The organism is Nocardioides albus (genome assembly GCF_014648255.1).
In the GTDB taxonomy this organism is placed as follows: domain Bacteria; phylum Actinomycetota; class Actinomycetes; order Propionibacteriales; family Nocardioidaceae; genus Nocardioides; species Nocardioides albus.
In genome coordinates this window covers 111,567-132,497 of the sequence record NZ_BMQT01000006.1, presented here as the reverse complement: position 1 = coordinate 132,497, position 20,931 = coordinate 111,567, and the positions used below count along the sequence as shown (strand labels likewise).

Here is a 20,931-nt window from a genome sequence, read left to right as displayed (position 1 = left end):
CAGTGTTGTCACGGACGGCTGCGCGGAGCCGTCGATCCGATCTCAGATGTGGACGACCGGGCAGGTCAGGGTGCGGGTGATGCCCTCGAGGTTCTGCACGCGGGCCACGACCAGCTTCCCGAGCTCATCGACGTTGCGGGCCTCGGCGCGGACGATCACGTCGTACGGCCCGGTGACGTCCTCGGCCAGGGTCACGCCCTGGATCTTGCCGATCTCGGTGGCGACCTCCGCGGCCTTGCCGACGTCCGTCTGGATGAGGATGTACGCCTGTACGACCATGGTGCAGCTCCTGTTCTCAGTGCCTCCCTTGGCACATTGTCCGACCAGTAACCTATCGCGTTATCTATCGCTCGACCTACACCGACCCTGGGGATAAGACGTAACGATGGCGCGATCGCGCGAAAGTGCGGAGACGGCCAGATGCGTGTCCCGGTATCTCCGAGCGCGAAGAGGAGGGTTGGATGTAGTCATGGCTTTTCCGAGGGACACGACACTCGCCGACGTCGGCGAGTTCGGGCTGATCACCGAGATGACCAAGCACTTCGCTCAGGGAGAGCAGGTGCTGGTCGGCCCCGGAGACGACGCTGCGCTGCTGAGGGTCAAGCAGGGGCACGTGGTGGTCTCGACCGATCTGCTCGTCGAGGGCCGACACTTCCGACGGGATTGGGCGGAGGCGTCCCACATCGGCCATCGGGCAGCCGGTCAGAATCTCGCCGACATCGCCGCGATGGGAGGCGTCGCGCACTGCATGACGCTCGGGCTCGCCCTTCCCTCGGATCTTCCGGCCGAGTGGGCGGTCGACTTCGCTGAGGGGTTCGCCGCGGAGTGTGCGCTGGTCGGAGCCTCGGTCGTCGGGGGCGACGTCACCGGCGCCGATCAGATCGTCATCTCCGTGACCGCCATCGGGGCGGTCGCCCAGGCGCCGGTGCTCCGTTCGGGTGCCGAGCCCGGCGACGTACTCGCGCTGTGCGGCCGTCAGGGGTGGGCCGCGGCGGGCCTGGCGATCCTCAAGCGAGGGTTCCGGTCGCCGCGGGTGCTCGTCGACGCCTACCGGCGCCCGCAGCCGCCGTACGCCGCCGGCCCCGCGGCCGCCGCGGCAGGAGCCTCGGCGCTGATCGACGTCTCCGACGGGCTCCTTGCCGAGGCCAGGCACATCGCCGAGGCCTCGGAGGTCTCCATCGACGTGCACACCGCGGCGCTCACCATCCCCGACGAGCTCAACGCGGTCGCCTCGGCGACCGGTGCCGACCCGCTCGCGTTCGTGCTGGGCGGGGGAGAGGACCACTCGCTGCTCGCCGCATTTCCCCCGGACGTCGAGTTGCCGGAGGGGTGGACGGTGATCGGGACTGTCGGCGAGCCCGGTGGCGAGGCGGTCACGGTCGACGGCGAGGTCTATGACGGGCCGGCGGGGTGGACGCACTTCTGAGAACCGCGCGACCGTTCGTCTAGGTATGCAGACGAACCGTCACTTCCCGTGCGGAACTCCGCGTGGAAAGTGACGGTTTCTCTGCATACCTAGACGAACCGACGCCACGACCCGACGACGACAAAGGCCGCCACCCCCAGGGGTAGCGGCCTTCGACGAAGAATCAGCTCAGCGAGCGACCTTGCCGGCCTTGATGCAGGTCGTGCACACATTCATACGCTTCGGAGTGCCGCCGATGACGGCGCGGACGCGCTGGATGTTGGGGTCGAAGCGGCGCTTGGTCGCCTTCTTGGACCACGGCCGGTTGTTGCCGAAGCCCGGCTTCTTGTCGCAGATGTCGCAGACGGCAGCCACCGTGAACTCCTGAGGTTGAATAGATGATCGAGGTCAGTTAGACGTTGCCGGCGAGCGCGATGAACGGCTGCCCAGCCGAGACAACCGAACAAGCGTAGCCCGTCGGGCTGTGACCGACGAAATCGTCACTCGTCCGAGCCGCGATCGCGCCACTTGTCCAGCGGCGCGGCCAGCGCGGTGGCCAGCTTCCACCGCTTCGACCCCCGAAGCGCGTCGATCTCGTCGCGCTGGGCGGCGAGCTGCTTGCGCTGCGACCCGAGGCGCCGTCGCTGGTCCGCGACGACCTCGCGGAGCCGGGCGACCTCCTCGCGCAGCTCGAGGCCGTGCTCGACCCAGTCCGGGATGGCGGGAGCCTCGGGAAGCTCGGGGGAGAGGCCGCGGCGCAGGACGACGTAGAACTCGATGTCGTCATCGGGCACGGGCAAAAGGTTCTCGACCGACCAGCCGGTCAGTCCGAGCCGGCGCAGCTCGGCGATGATCTCGGGAAAGGAGCGGTCGGTGTAGGTCCACACATGACAGTCGACGTACTCGCCTCGGCGCGCCCGCTCGAGCTGAGTCCGGGTGTAGCCGAGGTCGTGGACGCAGGTCTCGGCCTCGCTGGGACCGTGGCGGTGGAGACGCTTGGCATCGCCGTTGACCGCGCAGCGGTGGTGGTCGTAGACCGCACGGACCGACGGCGTCGTGTCGCCGGCCTCGTACGCCTGCAGGATCTGCCCGATCGTCGTGGGCGGGCGGTGCGCGTCGAAGGTGTAGCGCCGGTCGGGGACCACCAGGACGAGCGCGCCGTCGGGAGCGGTGACGGCCTCGACCTGCCCCAGCCAGCCGATCAGGTCGGGCACGTGCTCGACTACATGGCTGGCCAGCGCCCAGTCGAACGGGGCGCCTTCCTTGGCGGCCTCATCGAGCGTACGCATCCTGGTGCCGTCCCACATCGGATAGTCGATCTCGGGGATGGTGTCGTGGTTCACCTGGGAGTGCTCGGCATACGACGCGTAGAGCCGGTCGCGGTCGTAGAGGTCCAGATAGGAGACCTTCGCGGCGTCTCGGGGGACGAGCGGCTGGTGCAGCGGCCCGATCTCCAGGCCGCGCCCGGCCGAGAAGTCGAAGATTTCGTTGACGCGTCTCGCGCGCGGGGTCGGGGTCGGGATCGACATCCGGGAGTCCTTCGGCGTAGGGAGGTCTCCACAGTAGGGACGGATGGCCGCCGATGGGGGCGCAACACGGTGGATCTTGTTACTCGCTCGTGTCGTTCCTGCAGCCTCGGATTTGTTCACCCGTCGTTTACCCCATGCCCGGGCACCGCCTAACCTTGGGGCCGCGGTGCCGGGCAGTGTGTCCGGCATCACAATGTCTGATGAGTTGGGAGGGCAGTGTGGCCGAGATCAAGCTCGATCTGTTCCGCCGGTTCGGCGACCTGGCGACCGACGCGCTCGCGTCGCACCGCGAGGAGATCGACGCGCTCAACGTCTTCCCGGTGCCCGACAGCGACACCGGCACCAACCTCTACCTGACCATCGCCGCGGCCCGTGACCGGCTGCGGGAGTTCACCGGCCCCGACTGGCGAGACGGACTGCGCGCCTTCTCCCGCGGCGCTCTGCTTGGCGCCCGCGGCAACTCGGGCGTGATCCTGGCCGAGATGATCGGCGCCCTGCTGCGCCGCCTGGTGCTGGCCACCGAGGAGGAGCGCACCGCCACGGTCTTCGCCGACGCGCTGCGCAAGGCGGGCAACGCCGCGTACGCCGCGGTGGGAGAGCCCCAGGAAGGCACGATGCTCAGCGTGCTCAGCGCGGCGGCGGATGCCGCTGTGGCGTGTGTCGACAGCGATGACACCGCCCGCACTCGCGACGTGATGTCGGTCGCCGCCGGCGCGGCCCGCGAAGCCCTGGCCCGTACGCCGGACCAGCTGCCCACGCTCGCGGCTGCCGGAGTGGTCGATGCGGGTGGCCGGGGGATCTGTGTCCTCCTCGACGCTTTCGAGACCGCCCTGACCGGGCGTCGCCCCAGCCCGCAGGTGCCGATGCCGAGCACCCCGCACATCCCGATCCCGACGGTCCTGGGTGCAGCCGACGGGCATGCGTTGGAGCCGGGCGGCCCGGCGTACGAGGTGATGTACCTGCTCGACGCCGAGGACGCGGCGATCCCCGACCTCCGCAAGCGGCTCCAGCCGCTGGGCGACTCGCTGGTCGTCGTCGGTGGTGAGGGCATCTGGAACGTCCACGTCCATGTCGACGACGTCGGCGCCGCGATCGAGGCCGGGATCGACGCCGGACGACCGCATCGGATCCATGTCACCCACTTCGCCGAGCAGATCGCCGGACAGACGCATCCGCATGCCACCCGCAGCGGTCGTGCGGTGATCGCGTTCGCGGCCGGACCTGGTCTTGCCGAGCTCTTCCGCGGGGCCGGGGCGATCGTGATCGAGGGCGGCCCGCGCCGGCGCCCGACGACCTCCGAGCTCCTCGAGGCGATCACCGCCTCGGGGGCCGCCGAGGTGATCGTGCTGCCCAACGACGTGCCGACTCGACAGTCGGGGGAGGCCGCTGCCCGCACCGCCGAGGACGACCTCGACATCGACGTCGCGGTGATCCCGACCCGCAGCCAGGTGCAGGGGCTGGCGGCGATCGCGGTCCATGAGCCCGGTCGGAAGTTCGACAAGGACGTGCTGGAGATGACCGCCACCGCGCGACACGCGCGGCATGGCGCGGTCACCATCTCGAACACCCGAGCGATTACCATGGCAGGGCCGTGTATGCCGGGTGACGCGCTCGGGGTGCTCGACGGAGACTTCGTCAAGGTTGGCCAAGACCTCGAGACGTGCGCGACCTACGTTCTCGCCCGGCTCATCGGGGGCGGTGGCGAGCTGGTCACGCTGGTCTCCGGGCTGGAGGACCCCACGGGCGAGCTCGCCGAGGCCGTCGCGGCGTGGCTGGCTGCCAACCATCCGGCCGTTGATGTGATGGTGTACGACGGAGGCCAGGAGCGCTATCCCCTCCTGATGTCGGTGGAGTAGAGGAGAAGACGGTGGCGATCACCCTCGAGTCGCCGATCGAGGCGGTGCTGGGCACCAGCAAGCACGCCGCGAAGTTCACCAAGGGCCTCGGGCTGCGCACCGTGGGCGACCTGCTCCACCACTTCCCGCGCCGCTACCTGCGCACCGCCGACCTCAGCCAGACGCCACAGCTGCACGAGGGCGAGATGCTCACCGTGCTCGGCGAGGTGGTCCGCAGCGTCGTACGCCAGCACACCGACCGCCGCACCGGCCGGCCCGCCTACCGGGTCGAGACCCAGCTCAAGGCCGGGACCGCCGACCTGCAGCTCACCTTCTTCTCCAAGTCCCAGCGGATCGCCGAGTGGCGCCGCGGCGTGCTCGCACCGGGTGTCCGCGGCGTCTTCGTCGGCAAGGCGGGATCGTTCCGCGGCGAGTGGCAGCTGGCCAACCCGCAGATGGTCGTCTTCGGCGACGACGACGCCGAGAACGCCGCCGAGGCGGCCGACAACCAGATGGCGGTCGAGGAGCTGACCGAGCTCTTCCCGATCTACCCGCTCACCGCGGGGCTCCAGCACTGGGACGTGATGCGGGCGGTCCGGTTCGCCCGGCAGGTCGTCGAGGAGGTCACCGACGTGCTCCCGGAGCCGCTCCGGGAGACGTACGCCGTGCCGGGGCTGCGCGACGCCCTGGACCTGATCCATGCGCCCCACGAGTGGAAAGACGTCCAGCGCGCACAGCACCGGTTCCGGTTCGAGGAGGCGCTCGGCCTGCAGCTGGTTCTCGGCCGGAGGAGGCGAGCGCTCCAGGCGCTCGGCACCACCGCCCGCGAAGGCGGCGTCCACCAGCTGCTCGAGGCCTTCGACGAGCGGCTCCCGTTCACCCTCACCACGGGGCAGCAGGAGATCGGCGAGGAGCTCGAGCAGGCGCTGGCCCAGCCCCATCCGATGAACCGCCTCCTGCAGGGTGAGGTCGGCTCCGGCAAGACGCTGGTCGCGCTGCGGGCGATGCTCCGCGTCGTCGACTCCGGCGGCCAGGCGGCGCTGCTGGCGCCGACCGAGGTGCTCGCCCAGCAGCACTACCGCTCGATCACGACCATGCTCGGCGACCTGGCCGCCAGCGGTCTGGCCGGCGGTCTCTTCGCCGGTGACCAGGAGCAGACCCACGTCGAGCTGCTCACCGGCTCGATGACCAAGACGCAGCGCAAGGGGCCGCTGAGCCGGATCGCCACCGGCGAGGCCGGGATCGTGATCGGCACCCACGCCCTGCTGCAGGACCAGGTGATGTTCGACGATCTCGGTCTGGTCGTCGTCGATGAGCAGCACCGCTTCGGCGTCGAGCAGCGCGCCGCCCTGACCGACAAGGCCGGCACCCCGCCGCACCTGCTGGTGATGACCGCGACGCCGATCCCGCGCACGGTCGCGATGACCGTCTTCGGTGACCTGGAGGTCTCCACGCTGACCGAGCTCCCGGCAGGACGCGCCGAGATCCAGACCAACCTGGTCTCCCTCGTGGACCACCCCACGTGGATCACCCGGGTGTGGGAACGCGTCAAGGAGGAGGTCGAGAAGGGCCACCAGGTCTACGTCGTCGCGCCCCGGATCAGCGGCGACGAGTCCGAGCAGGGGGAGAGCGACCAGCGTGACTTCGACGCCGACGGCAACGAGGTCGCCGCCGTCAAGGCTCAGCTCTCCGCCGTGGACGAGATCGCCGAGGAGCTGACCAGCGGTCCGCTCAACGGTCTCCGGGTCGCCAAGCTGCACGGCAAGCTCCCCGCCGAGGAGAAGGAGCGCACCATGAGCGCCTTCGCCGCGGGCGACGTCGACGTGCTCGTCGCGACCACCGTGATCGAGGTCGGCGTCGACGTTCCCAACGCCACCACCATGGTCATCCTCGACGCCGACCGCTTCGGCGTCTCCCAGCTCCACCAGCTGCGCGGTCGCGTCGGCCGTGGTGGCCTGCACGGGCTGTGCCTGCTGGTCTCCCACGCCGAGGCAGGCACCCCGGCCAGGACCCGCCTGGACGCGGTCGCCGAGACCACCGACGGGTTCGCGCTCTCCCGGGTCGACCTCGACCAGCGCCGCGAGGGGGACGTGCTCGGCGCGTCCCAGTCGGGTCGGCGATCGAGCCTGGAGAGCCTGCGTGTGCTCCGCGACGAGGAGACGATCCTGCAGGCTCGCGAGGCGGCCGATTCCCTCCTGGAGAAGGACCCGGACCTCGCGACCGCACCGCTCCTGGCCGAGCGGGTCACCGAGATCGAGGAGTCCGCTTCCGCCGACTACTTGGAAAAGTCCTAAGGTGTCCCAATGACCCGGATCATCGGAGGCGCCGCGGGAGGGCGACGCCTGCTCGCTCCCAGAGGGGTGCGGACCCGTCCCACCACCGACCGGGTCCGCGAGGCACTCTTCTCGGCGATCGAGTCCAGCTACGGCTCCCTGGCGGGCCTGCGCTTCCTCGACCTCTACGCCGGCACCGGCGCGGTCGGGCTGGAGGCGTGGTCTCGCGGCGCCGGGGTCGTCACCTTGGTCGAGTCGGATCGGCGTACGGCCGGGGTGATCCGTTCCAACGCGAAGGAGCTCGGCTTCCCTCGGGCCGACGTGGTCGCGGCCACGGTGGCGAGCACCCTGGTGACACCGCCGACCGCTCCGTACGACATGGTTTTTCTCGATCCGCCCTACCCGCTCTCGGACGATGCGGTCGCCGAGGACATGGCGCTGCTGGTCAAGCACGGCTGGTTGGTCCCGGGGGCGCTGGTCGTCGTCGAGCGGTCCGCGCGCAGCCCCGAGCCGGTCTGGCCCGACGGATTCACCGACCAGAAGTCGAAGAAGTACGGCGAGACCTCGCTCTGGTACGGCCATGCGCCGGAATGAGTCTCGACAAGCTCGACCACCCGAGACCGATCTGAGGAGAGAAGCAGAATGACGCGTCGCGCGGTGTGCCCTGGGTCGTTCGACCCGCCCACCTTCGGCCACCTCGACATCTTCACCCGCGCCTCGGCGATGTTCGACGAGGTAGTCGTCGCCGTCGGGGTCAACCCGTCGAAGTCGAAGCGACTGTTCACGGCCGAGGAGCGGATGGAGATGATCACCGAGATCGTCGCTCCGCTGGGCAACGTGCGGGTCCAGGGATTCACCGGGCTGGTCACCGACTTCTGCGTGGAGATCGAGGCCCAGGCGATCGTGAAGGGGCTGCGTGGCGCGCCCGACCTGGAGTACGAAGCGCCGATGGCGCAGATGAACGCGCACATGACCGGGGTCGAGACCGTCTTCCTGCTCAACGACCCGCGCTGGGCGGCCGTCTCCTCCAGCCTGATCAAGGAGATGGCCCATTTCGGTGGGGATGTGTCGGCTTTCCTGCCGCCGGATGTTCTCGCACGACTCACCAAGCGTTTGGCAGAACGTTCCGAGTAACGGGCACCGTTCGCCGGTATCGTTCATAGGACAGTTCTTCCCAGGGCTGCCCGCCGTTCTTTCTCTGGAGATCAATGTCCACCTCAGGCCGTTCGCCGCTTTCCTTGGCCAAGCAGTCCTACGCCGCCTCTCTCAAGGCGGTCGGTCGCGGACTGACGAAGACCGGGCTCGCGAAGGAGACCGCCCCGCCGGTCGAGCAGCGCTGGCGTCACTGGACCCACTCGCTGACCAAGGTCTACGACTCCCTGGCGATGGCGAAGCTGGACGTCCCGTGGTGGACCTACGACGCGATCGCCGCTGTCGACGCCTGGCTGAGCGCGCGCGATCGTCCGATCCGGGTCTACGAGTACGGTTCGGGCGCCTCCACGGTCTGGCTCTCCCGCCGCGCCGACGAGATCCACTCCGTCGAGCACCACAAGGGCTTCGGCGAGATGATGCAGGCCGAGCTGGCCGGCGAGGAGAAGATCTCGCTGCGGGTCATCGAGCCGGTCGCCAATGACAACCCCGTGATCGCCTCCCAGAAGGAGGGCCATGCGGGCCTCGACTTCGCGGCGTACGTCGACTCGATCGACGACGTCGCCGGCGAGTTCGACCTCGTGGTGATCGACGGGCGCGCCCGCGAGGCGTGCTTGGAGAAGGCCAAGGACCGGCTCGCCCCCGGCGGGATCATCGTCTTCGACAACAGCCGTCGGCGCCGCTACGTCGAGGCGATCGCCGCCTCGGGGCTGAAGGAGACCATCCACGCCGGTCTCACCCCGACGCTGCCGTACCCCGAACGCACGTCGGTCCTCACCAAGGGCTGAGACCCAAGTCATCACGGGCGCGCGGCGTGGATGATCCACGCCGGGCTCCCGCTCTCATAGGGTCGCCGTCATGGCGGCACCAGTGGAGCGGAACGAACCTGTCGGGACCGTACGCTGGGCGACGTTCGCCGGGGTCTGCGTGGTCGCGCTGGTCTGGTCGGCCTACTCGGTCGGCGCTCAGAACGGCTCGTTCCTGACCCAGGACTTCGGCGCCCAGTACCATCTCGCCGAGATCACGGCTCGCGGCGCGATCCCGCTGGTCGACTTCGAGCACGGCTGGAACGCGGGCTCGTTCTGGATCAACGCGGCCCTCTACGCGATCGCCAGCGGCAGCCCCACGATCTGGTACTTCCTCTGGGGGCGACTCCTCGGCGCCGGCCTGGGCGCGGTGCTCGCCGCCGCCATCGGCCTCCGCCTGCGGCTGCACCCGGCCGTGATGATCGCAGTCGCGCTCGGAGTGCTCCTGCTGGCGACCCCGCTGCACATCAAGTACACGATCTGTCTGCTGTGGGTCTTCGTCCTGCTGCCCACCGGCCGGCTCGAGTCGCGCCCGCGTCTGGCGGCGGCCGTGCGGGTTCTCCTCCCGGCCTTCGTCTTCTGGCAGTACGTCGAGCTGGCGGTGCTCCTCACCGGCGCCTCAGGGCTCTTCGAGCTGTTCGCGCGGCGCTCGGCGCCGTGGCGCACCAGGATCCTCAACTGCGTCCAGCTGGCCGGTGGATTCGTGCTCGGGCTGGTCGTCCAGGCGGTGGCGTACAAGGTCCTGTGGGGGCTCTCCTTCGCCGACTTCAACCGCCAGGTGATCCTGGGGCAGACCGAGACGCACGAAAGTGCGCAGTACGCCGCCTGGAACTTCTTCGACCTGCCGACCGAGTCCGGACGCTTCTTCATCCTCGCGCTCTACCCGTTCGCGCTGCTGATCCCCTTCGTGCCGCTGGTGTGGCAGCGGATCTCGGACTCCACCCGGCTGGTCGGGCTGGCCGGCCTGGTCCTCGTCGTCGTCCCGATCCGCCGCGTCGACAACCCCCACACCACCACCGTCTCCGCCCTGGTCCTCGTTGCCCTCGTCCTGGCGGTCGCCGAGCTCTACGAGCGCCGTACGCCCCCGTCGGTTGAGCCGGATTCGCGAGGAACGAGCGAATCCGTGTCGAAACCAACACGGTCCGTCATCCCGCTTCCTCTCGCCGTGCTCGGCGCCGCCTGGGCAGCCGCCACCCTCTGGATCGGCTTCGGCCTGCAGAGCATGCTCGGCGCGGTCCTCCTGGTGGCGCTGGCCATCGCCGGGGCGACCCTCGGTGCCGCGTTCCTGGGCCGGGCTGTCGCGGCGGTCTCGGCCGGCGCGCTGGTCGTGCTGGGGGCCGTACCCGCTCTTGCCGCCGTCGACCACCTGGGCGACATGCGCCGCGACGCGAAGTCGTTCGTGGTGAGCGACTCGATCGCCCGCTGGGCGGGACCGGAGTACGAACGCTGCAGCGGCGGCACCCGCGAGGCGCTGGTGATGCCCAACTATCTCGAGCTCTACGACGCACTCGAGATCACCAACCCGACGCCCTACTACCTGTTCCACTACGACTTCGCCCAGTACGAGGACGTGCTGGTGCCTCAGCTCGAGGACGGCTCGATCCCGGTCATCATCGAGACGATGCCGTTGCACACCCCGCAGCCCTGGCTCACCGACGCCATCCGCGCCAACTATGTGCCGTGCTCGATCGTGCGGATCGAGAAGCAGGGCGTCGCCGTCACCGTCTGGACCCACAAGTCCCGTGGCGAGGTGGATCGGCGTGACGTGACCATCCGCGATGGCGAGAGAGTTCCTACGGTGGCACCGAGCAAATGATCGTTATCGAATCAGATAACGAATGATAAACTTGTGTCGTGCAGCCATCCATGCCCGACCGTGACACCCTGGACGTCATCGACTTCCTGGGACGTGCAGTCGCGGTCAGCGGGCTTTCGCAAGCAGCGTTCGCCCGTGCGCTCGGCACCTCCGCATCGCGAATGTCCACCTATATGACAGGGGCGACGCGGCCCTCGGCATGGTTCTGTGCTCGCGCGCACCGGTTGGCCAAGGCACTTGCAGATGCCAGCGAACGCGGGCTCATGTCTGCTCCGGAGACCGCTGCCGAGATCCGACGTGCGCTCGGGGCAGGTGAAGCAGCCTGGGCGTGGCGAATGCTGCTGCAGGGTCGTGACCACCTCCGCCTGATGCTCACCGATCCCAACTATGCTGACCTCGACCTGACGGGTTCGTGGGAAGCCCTCCCGGGAACCACTGGTGACAGCGGTTTTGATGCACTGCTCGCAGCACTTGCGTTCCATGAGTTCGAGGAGGCAGAGCACGCTGCCCCGGAGTGGACACGCATCGAGCCGTTGGAGAAGGAATGGCAACCACCTCACCCCTTCCTCAGCCCGGAGCGCGTCGTCGCCAGGACCCCCGACTGGCTCCGCCGACTGCGCATCTACGTTCCCGAGCGTGACCTGACCTCAGGCACGCTGCCCGCCCCTTAGGCAGACGTACGCCGCCCAGCAACCGCCCCAACACCTGCCAGCACCACGTCGGCGATGAGCAGGAGGACCCGCGAGGCGAGCGCGACGGTGAGTGCCTCGGGGACGCCGATGATCGGCCCCAGGGTGAGCGAGAGCACGGCCTCACGGACACCCGCGCCGGCGGGAGCGGGGATGAACGCGATCCCGGCGGCCCAGGCCAGGGCCATCCCGCCGGTCGCAGCCGCGACCTCGATCGGTCCCACCGAGGTGTAGGAATCCATCATCACGGCCAGGTGGAGACCGAAGGCGACCCAGGCGAGCACCGCCCAGCCGATGGCGGTGAAGAGGCCCCGCGCGGTGAGGCGTACGCCGAGGGGTTCTCGGCCGATCCGGGCGAACGCCCAGTCGAGCATGCCCGGGACGACGCGCGGGTGGAGACAGACCGCCAACGGCACCAGCAGGAGCAGCAGCCACCAGTAGTGGTTGAGGCCGTCGGGGGAGGACCATGGCAGCAGGAGTGCGCCGACGCCGATGCCGCTGGCGACGACGACGCCCATGAACAGGATGTTGGCACCGAGCATGGTGCGCCGGGCGACGCCCCAGCGCAGACCGAACTGCATCTGGGCGACGACCGGCCACACCGAGCCGGGCAGGTATTTGCCCAGCTGGGAGACGTAGAAGACCGAGTGGGAGTCACGCAGCGAGGGTCGGATGCCCATGCCGTGCAGGAGGGCCACCCAGATCTGGCCGATCAGCATGGTGCCGACGACGGCCAGGACGCCGGCGATCGCGACGCGGCCGAGGCTCAGCTCCTGCACCGCTGTGGCCAGGTCCTCGCGCTGGCGCCAGACCAGGTAGGCGCCGCCGAGCACGACGAGGAGGGCGAGGCCGATCTTGACCAGCCGCTTGGCATGGCTGGGCCTAGCGGGGACGGGAGTAGCCGACGACCCGGTCCCCGCAGCGGGGACCGGGTCGGAGTGGGTCGTCGTCACAGGCTGGTCGTCCACGTCTCGCCGGACTGGGCAGTGGTGCGCGTCTGGGTGTGCGGCAGGTCGAACTGAGCCACCGAGGTCTGGTCGCGGAGCATCTCGGTGCCGGACTTGCCGAAGCGGGCCTTCTTGGTGTGCTCCAGGTCGTCCTCGATGAGCACCCGGTTGGTGCGGATCAGGTCGGAGATGACGCCGAGCATCGCGGACATGAAGGCCAGGTTGATCAGCACGCCACCGAGCAGCAGCGACTGGATGTGGTTGCCGTTGTCGCCGCTCAGCCACAGCACGAGGTAGCGGAGGAACGGGATCGCCCCGAGGACGAAGAAGAAGGCGGTGAGCCAGACGAAGATGGCGTACGGCTTGTACATCATGTAGGAGCGCACGATCGCAGCGCCGGACTTCATGATGTGCTCTGGCATCGACTTGAACAGCCGCGACTCACGCGTCTTGGCGTTGGTCTCGATCGGCACCGAGGCGATCTTCATCCGCTTGTTGCCCGCCTGGATGATCGTCTCCATGCAGTAGGAGAAGCGGGTGACCGTGTTGAGCAGCATCAGCGACTCGCGCGAGTAGGCGCGGAACCCGCTGGCGGCGTCGGGCAGGTCGGTCTCGGCGGCCATGTTGACCACCTTGGAGCCGACCTTCTGCAGCTTCTTCTTCAGCCCCGAGAAGTGCTCGATCCGATCGACCTGGCGGTCACCGATGACGATGTCGGCCTGACCGTTGATGATCGGCTGGACGAGGTCGGTGATGCGTTCTTGCGGGTATTGGTTGTCGCCGTCGGTGTTGACCACGATGTCGGCGCCCAGCTCCAGCGCGCGGACCACACCGTCGTGGAAGCTCCGGCCGAGACCCTGGTTGCGGGAGTGGTGCACGAACTCGCGCACCCCGTGCTCCTTGGCGACCTCGACCGTCCGGTCGGTGCACCCGTCGTCGACGATCAAGATCACGATCTCGTCGATCCCGGGGATCTCCTTCGGGATCGTCTCCAGGACGGACGGGAGCGTCTCCTCCTCGTTGAGGCAGGGGACTTGAACGACAAGCTTCACAGGGACCTCAAGGGGCAAGTAGTGGAACCGAACGGAATCCGGGCGTACGTGAGGGGCTTCTGACCCGTCACATTACCGCGTGGATTCTGCGGCTCCACGCCCCCTCGCTGGTGTCATCCGGCGTATGTGCTAAGGCAACCTGGCGTTCAACACGGGTCTACGCCGCGTCTGCGGTCCTTCGTCAGACGCTGTAGCCGCCGTCGACGTCGAGCTTCTGGCCCGTGATGAAGCGTGCGCGGTCGGAGGAGAGGAACTCGACGGCCTCGGCGATGTCCGTGGACGTTCCGAAGGTACGCAGCGGGATGTTGGCGAGGGTGACGTCGAGCGCGCGCTGGTCGAGGTCGCCGGAGGCGATCAGGCGGGCCGCCATGCCGTCGTCGAGCATTCCGGGACCGACGCAGTTGACGCGTACGCCGTAGCGACCCTCCTCGGCGGCGAGAGCACGGGCAAGGGCTTCGACGGCGGCCTTGGGTGCGGCGGAGAGACCGTCGCGTACCGGATAGCGGCTGGTCGCCGCCGTCGTGATGGCGGTCACCGATCCGCGGGTGCGGCGCAGCGACGGGAGCACGGCGTGGGCGAGGTTGAAGAACGCAGAGACGTCCTCGCGCAGTTGACGGTCGAGCTCCTCGGGGGCGATCCGCGAGAGGTGAGTCATCGGGACGTGCGGCCCTGCCGCGTGCACGACGGTGCGGATGTCGCCCGCTTCCTGCAGCGCCGCGCGTACGAAGCGGGCGACATCCGCGGCATCGGCCAGGTCACAGCTGTCGGCGAAGACGATCCGCGAACCGAGGTCGTCCAGCAGCGTGTCCGGCTTCCGGCTGCGGTAGGCGAGCACCAGGCGACCGCCGGTCTCCGCGAGGCGCCGGCAGATCGCTTCGCCGATGCCGCCGGCCGCGCCGGTGACCAGCACGGTGCCGCGGCTGCTGGGCGGGACGCCGGGCATGAAAGTCCACCGATCTCGTTGACGCTGTGACGCGAGTCATATTAGCCTGCAGCGGCTAGCAAGCGCTTGGTTGATCGTAACCACGAGGAGAGGTCGAGGAACGACATGAGGCTTCGGATGACAGCCGCGACGGGCGTGTTCGCGCTGGCAGCGGCGATGGTGGGATGCGGAAGCGCGGACGGTGCGGGCGGTGACGACGACGCGTATCACGTCGTCGTGCTCGGTGGTCTGAGCTCTGAGGGCATCCTCGCCGACAACGCGTCCACCTCGGTGAACGCGGCTCAGGCAGGGGTCGACTTCGCCAACGACAACGGCGGTGTCGTGGGTCGTAAGGTGACGATCGACGTCATCGACGACACCGGCGACCCGACGGTCGCGGTCAGCAAGCTTCGTGAGGCGATCGCGGAGAACAAGCCCGACCTGGTCCTCAACTCAGGGCCGTCGACAGTTGCAGAGGCCACCCTCCCTATCTTGAACCAGAACCAGATCCTGTCGTTCAACATCGGCCCGACCGTCAACTCGTCGGATCCGAAGAAGTTCCCGCTGAACTTCGACATCGCTGCCGGCGCGGACCAGCAGATCGCGGCCTACCAGGACCACTTCGAGGAGAAGGGCTACGGCAAGATCGCGATCCTGCACGGCAACAGCGCCTATGGGGAGACGTTCGGGTCCACTGCCGAGGATCTCCTGACGAAGTCAGGTGTCGAGGTCACGGTGCGCGAGGAGTACGACGTCGCCGCCCTCGACATGACCTCGCAGCTGCAGAAGCTCGAGGCGAGCGAGCCCGACGCGGTGATCGTCGACGCCTACGGAGCCCCGCTCGGCTACATCCTCAAGGGTGTGGGGAAGCTGGGCTGGGACGTTCCACTGATCGGCAATACCTCGGTGTCCTCGACGAGCCTGACCGGAGCCGCCGCACCCGAGGGGATCGTGGGTACGCCAGAGGCGAAGTCGCTGGTGATGCAGGTGCCCTCCGCGGCCAAACGCGATCCGGCCGCGAAGGCGGTCAACGAGGCCGTCGAGCGGATGCTGAAGCACGGCGAGATCAAGTCGTCGATGGTGCTGGCGATGAACTACGACGCGCTCCCGTTGGTGATGGCGGCGGCCGAGTCCGCCGACTCGATCGAGGCTGCCGACCTGGCGAAGGCGCTCGAGAACCCGAAGGTCCTCGAACGCGCGAGCACGGCGCTCTACGACGACTACGGCTTCTCCAGCGACGTGCACAAGCCGCAGGACGTCTCCCGGGAGTATCAGTTCATCGCGCCGTCGGTGCTGAAGGACGGACAGTTCCAGTGACGTACGTCGGCAGTGCGGGGGTCCGGTCTTGAGGTCGAGGTCCAGGACATGACGCTGATCTGGGGAGGACTTGCGCTCGGCGCGGTGTACGCGCTGGTCGCGGTCGGCTACAACATCGTCTACATCTCCTCGAAGACCTTCAACTTCGCTCAGGCGCAGCTGATGATGGTGGGCGCGTTCCTGGCCTACACCGCTCTGGTGTCGTGGAACCTGACCACGCCGGTGGTGGTGCTGGTCGCCGCCGCTGTCGTGGCCGGAGTGGCAGCGCTCGAGCAGGTGGTCGCGGTCAACCCGGTGCGAGACCCACACAACATCCTGGTGACCACACTGGGGGCCGCGATCCTGATCGACGGGTTCGTCCAGCTGCAGTGGGGGAGCCAGCCGCTGGCGGTTCCCTTCTTCGCCGGCGACGACGCGGTCACGTTCGCGGGCGGCCGGGTCTACCCGGTCGAGCTGTTCCTCATCATCCTTGCCGTGGTCGTGGTCGTCGCGCTGACTCTGCTCAGCCGGCGCACGATGACCGGCCTGGCGCTGCTCGCGATGGCGGAGGACCGCGAGGCCGCACAGCTTCGCGGTGTGAACGTACGGCTGATGGCCTTCGGTGCCTTCGTGGTCGCCGGCGTGCTCGCCGGCACCGTTGGGGTCTTCGTCGGCCCGAAGACGTACGCCATCTCGACCTTGGGTGCCTCGTTGGCACTGAAGGGGTTCGTCGTGCTGGCGATCGGCGGCTTCGGATCGTTGCCGGGGACTCTCGTCGGGGGCCTCATCGTCGGGCTCGCCGAGGCGTGCGCGGTGCGGTATCTGGGTAGTGAGTATGCCCATCTGACGGTGTTCCTGATCCTGGTGGCGGTCCTTCTGGCACGGCCGTCCGGCCTGTTCGTCCGCGTCAGGGAGAGGGTCGTGTGATGGGCTTGCTGGGTCGGATCCCGGGCTGGGCGGTCCCGGTCGCCATCGGCGTGCTGGTCCTGTTGCTTCCGCAGGTCATCGGCGACTTCTCGCTGATCCGGCAGGTGCAGCTCGGTCTGATCCTGGCCCTGATCGTGAGCGGGCTGAACCTCAGCCTCGGGTATGCAGGCGAGCTCGCCATCGGCCAAGCGGCGATGTACGCGGCCGGCGCCTACACCGCCGGGCTGCTGTCGCTGCGTGGCCACACTGAGATCCTGCTCCACCTGCTCATCGCCGGTGCGGTGGCCCTCGTCGTAGGAACCGTGACCGGAATTCCTGGCCTGCGGCTGGGCAGCTGGTCACTGGCCATGACGTCGTTCTTCCTGGTGCTCCTGATTCCCGATGTGATCGCGGTGTTCCGCGAGCAGACCGGTGGGCGCAACGGGCTGAGCGGGATCTTGCCGCCGACGCTGTTCGGACGTCCGCTGACTCCGGACGACTACTACCTGGTGATCGTGGTCGTGACCGGCCTGTGGTTCGCGGTGATGCGCAACATCGTCGTCTCCCGTCATGGCACCGCGCTCCGGGTCCTGAAGCAGTCGCCGGTGCTCGCGGCGTCGATGGGCATCTCGGTGTTTCGGATGAAGCTGCTGGCCTACGCTCTCGGCGCCATCCCCGCAGGGTTGGCGGGTGCGCTGTTCGCCAACCTCGACCTCTATGTCTCGCCGGAGGCGTTCTCGTTCAGTCTCGCGACGACGGCCCTGGCGGCATCGATCCTGGGCGGGTCGGCGAGCGTCTACGGGGCGCTGGTCGGAGCTTTCATCATGCAGTTCGGGCTCAACCAGGCCGGTGGCTTTGAGCGTTACTCGCTGCTGGTTACGGGCGCGTTCCTGATCCTCGGCGGAGTCGCCCTGACCGGCGGACTCAGCTCGCTGGCACACACGCTGTGGCGGCGTATCGCCGCGCCGGCGACGGTCCCCGAGCGGGTGGAGAGGGTCCAGGCGCCGGACATGCCGGACCTGCGCGGGGAAAAGCTGAAGGTCGCTGGAGTCGCGAAGGCCTTCGGCGGCAACCAGGCCTTGGACACCGTCGGCCTGATCGCGGAGCCGGGCCAGGTGACTGCCCTGATCGGCCCCAACGGTTCGGGCAAGACGACGTTGCTCAACATGATCTGCGGCTTCTATCGTGCCGATGCCGGCACGATCACCTTGGGCGCGAAGAACCTGGAGGGTCGGGCTCCCCACGCGGTGGCACGTTCCGGGGTCGCCCGCACCTTCCAGACGCCCAACATCCCGCCGGGGATCACGGTGCTCGATGCGGTCATGTCGGGGCGGTTCGCCACTCACAGCGCCTCGGTGCTCGAGGCCGTCTTGCGCCTGCCGCGATATCGCCGCGTACGCCGCGACGACTTCGCCGAGGCACGGCGGATGCTGGACCTGGTCGGCCTCAGGCACCTGGAGGCGAGCGAGGCGGTGGCGCTCCCGTTGGGTCAGCGTCGCCTGCTCGAGGTCGCCCGGAGCCTGGTTGCCGGCCCCGGCCTGCTGCTCTTGGACGAGGTGGCCTCGGGGCTCGACGAGGACGAGGCGGCGGGTCTGGCCGATGTCATCAGGAAGGTACGCGACGCCGGCGGCACCGTCGTCCTGGTCGAGCACAACTTCCAGCTCGTTCTCTCGTTGGCCGACCACATCGTCGTCCTGGCACAGGGGCGGGTGATCGCAGAAGGAACCCCGGACATGATCGAGCGTGATCCCCGGGTGATGAGCGAATACCTCGGCACGGTCCCCGACGACAGCGCGTCGCCGATCGTGCTCGGCGACCTGGTCGACGACGCGGTAGGGGAGGAGTGATGGCGACCGTGACGGAGAAGACCGAGCAGCAGGACGGGACCGAGCCGTTGCTCGACGTGCGCAACCTGGCGACCGGCTATGGCGACTTGAAGGTGGTTCGCGACGTATCGGTGTCGGTTCGGCCGGGGCAGATCACGGTCCTGCTCGGGCGGAACGGCGCCGGGAAGACGACGACGCTGCGCGCAGTGGCGGGTCTCAACAGGATCGACGGAGGAGAGGTGCGCTTCGAGGGCCTGAGCCTCGCCAAGGCCCCGCCACACGATCGCGTACGCCGCGGCATTGGCTACGTCCAGGAGGGCAAGCGGGTCTTCCGCGGTCTCACGATCGAGCAGAATCTGCTGCTCGGCGGGTACACGCGGCGCCGCCGGGTCAGCCTCGAGCAGGAGGCTGAGCGGATCTACGAGCTGTTTCCCGTCCTCGGTGAGCGGCGGGACGCGGCTGCGGCCAGCATGTCCGGCGGCCAGCAGCAGATGCTCGCCATCGGCCAAGCCCTGATGGCGCACCCACGGCTGCTCCTCCTCGACGAACCCTCCGGCGGTCTCGCCCCGGTCATCGTCGCCGAGGTGATGGAACGTCTCACCGCTCTGAAGGAGACGGGCCTCGCGATCCTGCTGGTCGAGCAGGCCGTCGAGGCCTCGTACGCCATCGCCGATCACGTGGTCGTGCTCGACAGTGGCCGCACCGTGCTCTCGGCACCCGTGGCGGAGGTCGATGACGTGACGGTCCTGCAGGAGGCCTACTTCGGGCGAGCGGGCGCCTGAGGCGGTCGGATGATGGAGACGCTCGCCGAGATCCTCCGATCACGCGCTGGCGACGGACGCGTCGGGCTGCGGTTCGAGGAACGGTCGTGGACGTGGGCCGAGGTGGTGCAGGAGTCGGCGGACCGGGCTGCCCTGCTCGACCATCTCGTCGCACGGCCCGCGACTCGGCAGACCCATGTCGGCGTCCTGCTCGACAACGTGCCCGACTACGTCTTCTGGCTCGGCGCGGCAGCGCTCGGCGCAGGAGTCGTGGTCGGGCTCAACACCAGCCGGAACAGCCAGGAGATCGCCGACGACGTTCGGCACGCCGACGTCGACGTGATCATCACCGAGACACGCCACCGCGGCCTCGTCGAGGGCATCGCCCATGTCGTGCCGTCCGGCCTGATCCTGGAGGTCGACTCCGCGGCGTACGGCCGACTTCTCGGCCCGTTTCGGGGGTCTGCGATGCCCACGGCCAACCCGACGGCCGCGGAGACGGCCGTCCTGCTCTACTCCTCCGGCTCGACGAGCGCACCGAAGGCGGTGATCGTCAGCCACGGGCGTCTGGCCGGGCTCACCGCCGCGATCATCGACCGGATCGGGCTCGAGCGGAGTTCGGTCACCTACCTCGCGATGCCCCTGTTCCACGGCAACGCGGTGATGATGAACCTCGTTCCGGCAATGGCCGCCGGCGCGACGGTCGGGTTGGCGAGACGGTTCTCGGCGAGCCGGTTCAGCGCCGACATACACCGCTTCGGCGCCACCTACACGAACTACGTCGGCCGCGCGCTCGCCTACGTCCTGAACACGCCCGAGGACCCACGTGATCGGTCGAGCACGCTGCGTCTCGCGTACGGGACCGAGGCATCCGAGACCGACATCGCCCGCTTCGCCGAGCGTTTCGGCTGCGTGGTGCAGGAGGGGTACGGCATGAGCGAAGGCGTCTTCCGCCTCAACCGCGTCCCCGGCACCCCGCCCGGGTCCCTCGGAAAGGCCGTCGGGGGAGTCGACGTACGCGTGCTCGACGAGACGACGGGCGAGGAGTGTCCCAGGGCGACGATCGACAGCGACGGTCGGCTGGATGATTCGGCAGCCATCGGGCAGCTGGTCGCGGTCGGGGCCGCGCACACCTTCGAGGGCTACTACCGCAACCCCGTCGCCATGGCGGATCGGGTCAGGGGAGACGACTTCTGGTCGGGGGACCTCGCCTACCGCGATGCCGACGGGTGGTTCTACTTCGCCGGCAGGGCATCGGACTGGCTCCGCGTCGACGGTGAGAACTTCTCCGCGGCACAGGTCGAGAACGTGCTCGCCCGAGTCCCGGGTGTTGCCGCGTCGTTGGTCTACGCGGTCCCCGACCCGAGCACAGGCGACCAGGTGATGTGTGCCCTCGAGCTTGTTGCCGGGACCGAGTTCGACCCGGACGCCTTCGGCGAGTTCGTCTCGCAGCAGGCCGACATGGGAGGCAAGTGGTGGCCGACGTACGTCAGGCTCATCGGCCGGGTGCCGCTGACCGGCAGCAACAAGGTCGACAAGGCGCCCCTACGCCGGATGGGCTGGAACACGACCGATCCGGTGTTCCGGCGCGTCGGACGCACGAGCGCCTACGAACGTCTGGGCGAGTCGGCGAGGACTGCGATCGAGAAGGAGTTCCGTCTGCATGAACGCGCTCATCTGCTGCCTCGCGCCTCTGACCGGGGATGTTCACCGAGGTAG

At 68.6% G+C, this 20,931-nt stretch carries 19 protein-coding genes; 13 read left to right on the top strand and 6 right to left on the bottom strand.

Annotated features, from left to right (window positions below):
- Positions 1–42: 42 nt before the first annotated feature.
- Positions 43–279, bottom strand: a complete 237-nt coding sequence (locus IEY84_RS14045) for an Lrp/AsnC family transcriptional regulator (RefSeq protein WP_179656947.1) — start codon at positions 277–279, stop codon at positions 43–45.
- A gap of 190 nt (positions 280–469) precedes the next feature.
- Between IEY84_RS14045 and IEY84_RS14040 the strand changes: the two genes are divergently transcribed.
- Positions 470–1,426 (top strand): thiamine-phosphate kinase, encoded by a 957-nt coding sequence (locus IEY84_RS14040; protein ID WP_183546562.1) that lies wholly within the window; start codon positions 470–472, stop codon positions 1,424–1,426.
- A gap of 168 nt (positions 1,427–1,594) precedes the next feature.
- Here the strand turns inward: IEY84_RS14040 and rpmB are convergent, their stop codons facing one another.
- Together rpmB and IEY84_RS14030 are read right to left on the bottom strand one after the other, a co-directional pair.
- Positions 1,595–1,780 (bottom strand): 50S ribosomal protein L28, encoded by a 186-nt coding sequence (gene rpmB / locus IEY84_RS14035; RefSeq protein ID WP_183546560.1) that lies wholly within the window; start codon positions 1,778–1,780, stop codon positions 1,595–1,597.
- Positions 1,781–1,905: 125 nt separating this feature from the next.
- Positions 1,906–2,934: a methyltransferase domain-containing protein gene (locus IEY84_RS14030; RefSeq protein WP_183546559.1), complete on the bottom strand. Its 1,029-nt coding sequence runs from the start codon at positions 2,932–2,934 to the stop codon at positions 1,906–1,908.
- A 218-nt stretch (positions 2,935–3,152) separates the two neighbouring features.
- Between IEY84_RS14030 and fakA the strand changes: the two genes are divergently transcribed.
- From fakA to IEY84_RS13995, 7 genes are all read left to right on the top strand, one after another.
- Positions 3,153–4,790, top strand: a complete 1,638-nt coding sequence (gene fakA, locus IEY84_RS14025) for a DAK2 domain-containing protein (protein WP_183546556.1) — start codon at positions 3,153–3,155, stop codon at positions 4,788–4,790.
- An 11-nt stretch (positions 4,791–4,801) separates the two neighbouring features.
- Positions 4,802–7,063: an ATP-dependent DNA helicase RecG gene (locus tag IEY84_RS14020; RefSeq protein ID WP_183546554.1), complete on the top strand. Its 2,262-nt coding sequence runs from the start codon at positions 4,802–4,804 to the stop codon at positions 7,061–7,063.
- A gap of 9 nt (positions 7,064–7,072) precedes the next feature.
- Positions 7,073–7,636 carry a 16S rRNA (guanine(966)-N(2))-methyltransferase RsmD gene (gene rsmD, locus IEY84_RS14015; RefSeq protein ID WP_183546552.1) on the top strand — a complete coding sequence of 188 codons (564 nt, stop codon included), beginning with the start codon at positions 7,073–7,075 and terminating at the stop codon, positions 7,634–7,636.
- Positions 7,637–7,684: 48 nt separating this feature from the next.
- The gene (gene coaD / locus IEY84_RS14010) at positions 7,685–8,176 is read left to right on the top strand and encodes a pantetheine-phosphate adenylyltransferase (protein WP_183546550.1); all 492 of its coding nucleotides are present in this window, start codon (positions 7,685–7,687) and stop codon (positions 8,174–8,176) included.
- Between the two features lie 74 nt (positions 8,177–8,250).
- The gene (locus IEY84_RS14005; RefSeq protein ID WP_229788671.1) at positions 8,251–8,979 is read left to right on the top strand and encodes a class I SAM-dependent methyltransferase; all 729 of its coding nucleotides are present in this window, start codon (positions 8,251–8,253) and stop codon (positions 8,977–8,979) included.
- A 70-nt stretch (positions 8,980–9,049) separates the two neighbouring features.
- Positions 9,050–10,813, top strand: a complete 1,764-nt coding sequence (locus IEY84_RS14000; protein WP_183546548.1) for a hypothetical protein — start codon at positions 9,050–9,052, stop codon at positions 10,811–10,813.
- A gap of 50 nt (positions 10,814–10,863) precedes the next feature.
- The gene (locus IEY84_RS13995; protein WP_229788669.1) at positions 10,864–11,484 is read left to right on the top strand and encodes a helix-turn-helix domain-containing protein; all 621 of its coding nucleotides are present in this window, start codon (positions 10,864–10,866) and stop codon (positions 11,482–11,484) included.
- On the opposite strand, the gene IEY84_RS13990 is transcribed toward IEY84_RS13995, so the two are convergent.
- The 3 genes from IEY84_RS13990 to IEY84_RS13980 all read right to left on the bottom strand — a co-directional run bounded on the left by IEY84_RS13990 (position 11,481) and on the right by IEY84_RS13980 (position 14,444).
- Positions 11,481–12,455 (bottom strand): lysylphosphatidylglycerol synthase domain-containing protein, encoded by a 975-nt coding sequence (locus IEY84_RS13990; RefSeq protein WP_183546543.1) that lies wholly within the window; start codon positions 12,453–12,455, stop codon positions 11,481–11,483. The two genes, IEY84_RS13995 and IEY84_RS13990, sit on opposite strands and share 4 nt — an antisense overlap.
- Positions 12,452–13,501: a glycosyltransferase family 2 protein gene (locus IEY84_RS13985; protein WP_183546541.1), complete on the bottom strand. Its 1,050-nt coding sequence runs from the start codon at positions 13,499–13,501 to the stop codon at positions 12,452–12,454. The genes IEY84_RS13990 and IEY84_RS13985 overlap by 4 nt, the downstream gene beginning before the upstream one ends.
- A gap of 181 nt (positions 13,502–13,682) precedes the next feature.
- Entirely contained in the window at positions 13,683–14,444 is a 762-nt protein-coding gene (locus tag IEY84_RS13980) for an SDR family NAD(P)-dependent oxidoreductase (RefSeq protein ID WP_183546539.1), read from the bottom strand.
- A gap of 117 nt (positions 14,445–14,561) precedes the next feature.
- Here IEY84_RS13980 and IEY84_RS13975 point away from each other — a divergent pair, with 117 nt between their 5' ends.
- From IEY84_RS13975 to IEY84_RS13955, 5 genes are read left to right on the top strand one after another with little or no spacing between them, the layout of a single operon-like run.
- A complete protein-coding gene (locus IEY84_RS13975) occupies positions 14,562–15,740 on the top strand; it encodes an ABC transporter substrate-binding protein (RefSeq protein WP_221208922.1) in 1,179 nt (392 codons plus the stop codon).
- 48 nt (positions 15,741–15,788) lie between these two features.
- Entirely contained in the window at positions 15,789–16,646 is an 858-nt protein-coding gene (locus IEY84_RS13970; RefSeq protein ID WP_183546535.1) for a branched-chain amino acid ABC transporter permease, read from the top strand.
- Positions 16,646–18,472, top strand: a complete 1,827-nt coding sequence (locus tag IEY84_RS13965; RefSeq protein ID WP_183546533.1) for a branched-chain amino acid ABC transporter ATP-binding protein/permease — start codon at positions 16,646–16,648, stop codon at positions 18,470–18,472. Before IEY84_RS13970 ends, IEY84_RS13965 begins: the two co-directional genes overlap by 1 nt.
- The gene (locus IEY84_RS13960; RefSeq protein ID WP_183546531.1) at positions 18,472–19,233 is read left to right on the top strand and encodes an ABC transporter ATP-binding protein; all 762 of its coding nucleotides are present in this window, start codon (positions 18,472–18,474) and stop codon (positions 19,231–19,233) included. The genes IEY84_RS13965 and IEY84_RS13960 overlap by 1 nt, the downstream gene beginning before the upstream one ends.
- 9 nt (positions 19,234–19,242) lie before the next feature.
- Entirely contained in the window at positions 19,243–20,931 is a 1,689-nt protein-coding gene (locus IEY84_RS13955) for an AMP-binding protein (protein WP_229788668.1), read from the top strand.

What these genes read in the sequence shown, in the direction of transcription:
- coaD (WP_183546550.1), top strand. Translation starts at nt 7,685, where the DNA reads ATGACGCGTCGCGCGGTGTGCCCTGGGTCGTTCGACCCGCCCACCTTC.
- IEY84_RS14030 (WP_183546559.1), bottom strand. Translation starts at nt 2,934, where the DNA reads ATGTCGATCCCGACCCCGACCCCGCGCGCGAGACGCGTCAACGAAATC.
- IEY84_RS14045 (WP_179656947.1), bottom strand. Translation starts at nt 279, where the DNA reads ATGGTCGTACAGGCGTACATCCTCATCCAGACGGACGTCGGCAAGGCC.
- IEY84_RS13975 (WP_221208922.1), top strand. Translation starts at nt 14,562, where the DNA reads ATGACAGCCGCGACGGGCGTGTTCGCGCTGGCAGCGGCGATGGTGGGA.
- IEY84_RS13965 (WP_183546533.1), top strand. Translation starts at nt 16,646, where the DNA reads ATGGGCTTGCTGGGTCGGATCCCGGGCTGGGCGGTCCCGGTCGCCATC.
- IEY84_RS14040 (WP_183546562.1), top strand. Translation starts at nt 470, where the DNA reads ATGGCTTTTCCGAGGGACACGACACTCGCCGACGTCGGCGAGTTCGGG.
- IEY84_RS14005 (WP_229788671.1), top strand. Translation starts at nt 8,251, where the DNA reads ATGTCCACCTCAGGCCGTTCGCCGCTTTCCTTGGCCAAGCAGTCCTAC.
- IEY84_RS14000 (WP_183546548.1), top strand. Translation starts at nt 9,050, where the DNA reads ATGGCGGCACCAGTGGAGCGGAACGAACCTGTCGGGACCGTACGCTGG.
- IEY84_RS13955 (WP_229788668.1), top strand. Translation starts at nt 19,243, where the DNA reads ATGATGGAGACGCTCGCCGAGATCCTCCGATCACGCGCTGGCGACGGA.
- IEY84_RS13980 (WP_183546539.1), bottom strand. Translation starts at nt 14,444, where the DNA reads ATGCCCGGCGTCCCGCCCAGCAGCCGCGGCACCGTGCTGGTCACCGGC.
- IEY84_RS13970 (WP_183546535.1), top strand. Translation starts at nt 15,789, where the DNA reads ATGACGCTGATCTGGGGAGGACTTGCGCTCGGCGCGGTGTACGCGCTG.
- IEY84_RS13995 (WP_229788669.1), top strand. Translation starts at nt 10,864, where the DNA reads ATGCCCGACCGTGACACCCTGGACGTCATCGACTTCCTGGGACGTGCA.
- IEY84_RS13960 (WP_183546531.1), top strand. Translation starts at nt 18,472, where the DNA reads ATGGCGACCGTGACGGAGAAGACCGAGCAGCAGGACGGGACCGAGCCG.
- rsmD (WP_183546552.1), top strand. Translation starts at nt 7,073, where the DNA reads ATGACCCGGATCATCGGAGGCGCCGCGGGAGGGCGACGCCTGCTCGCT.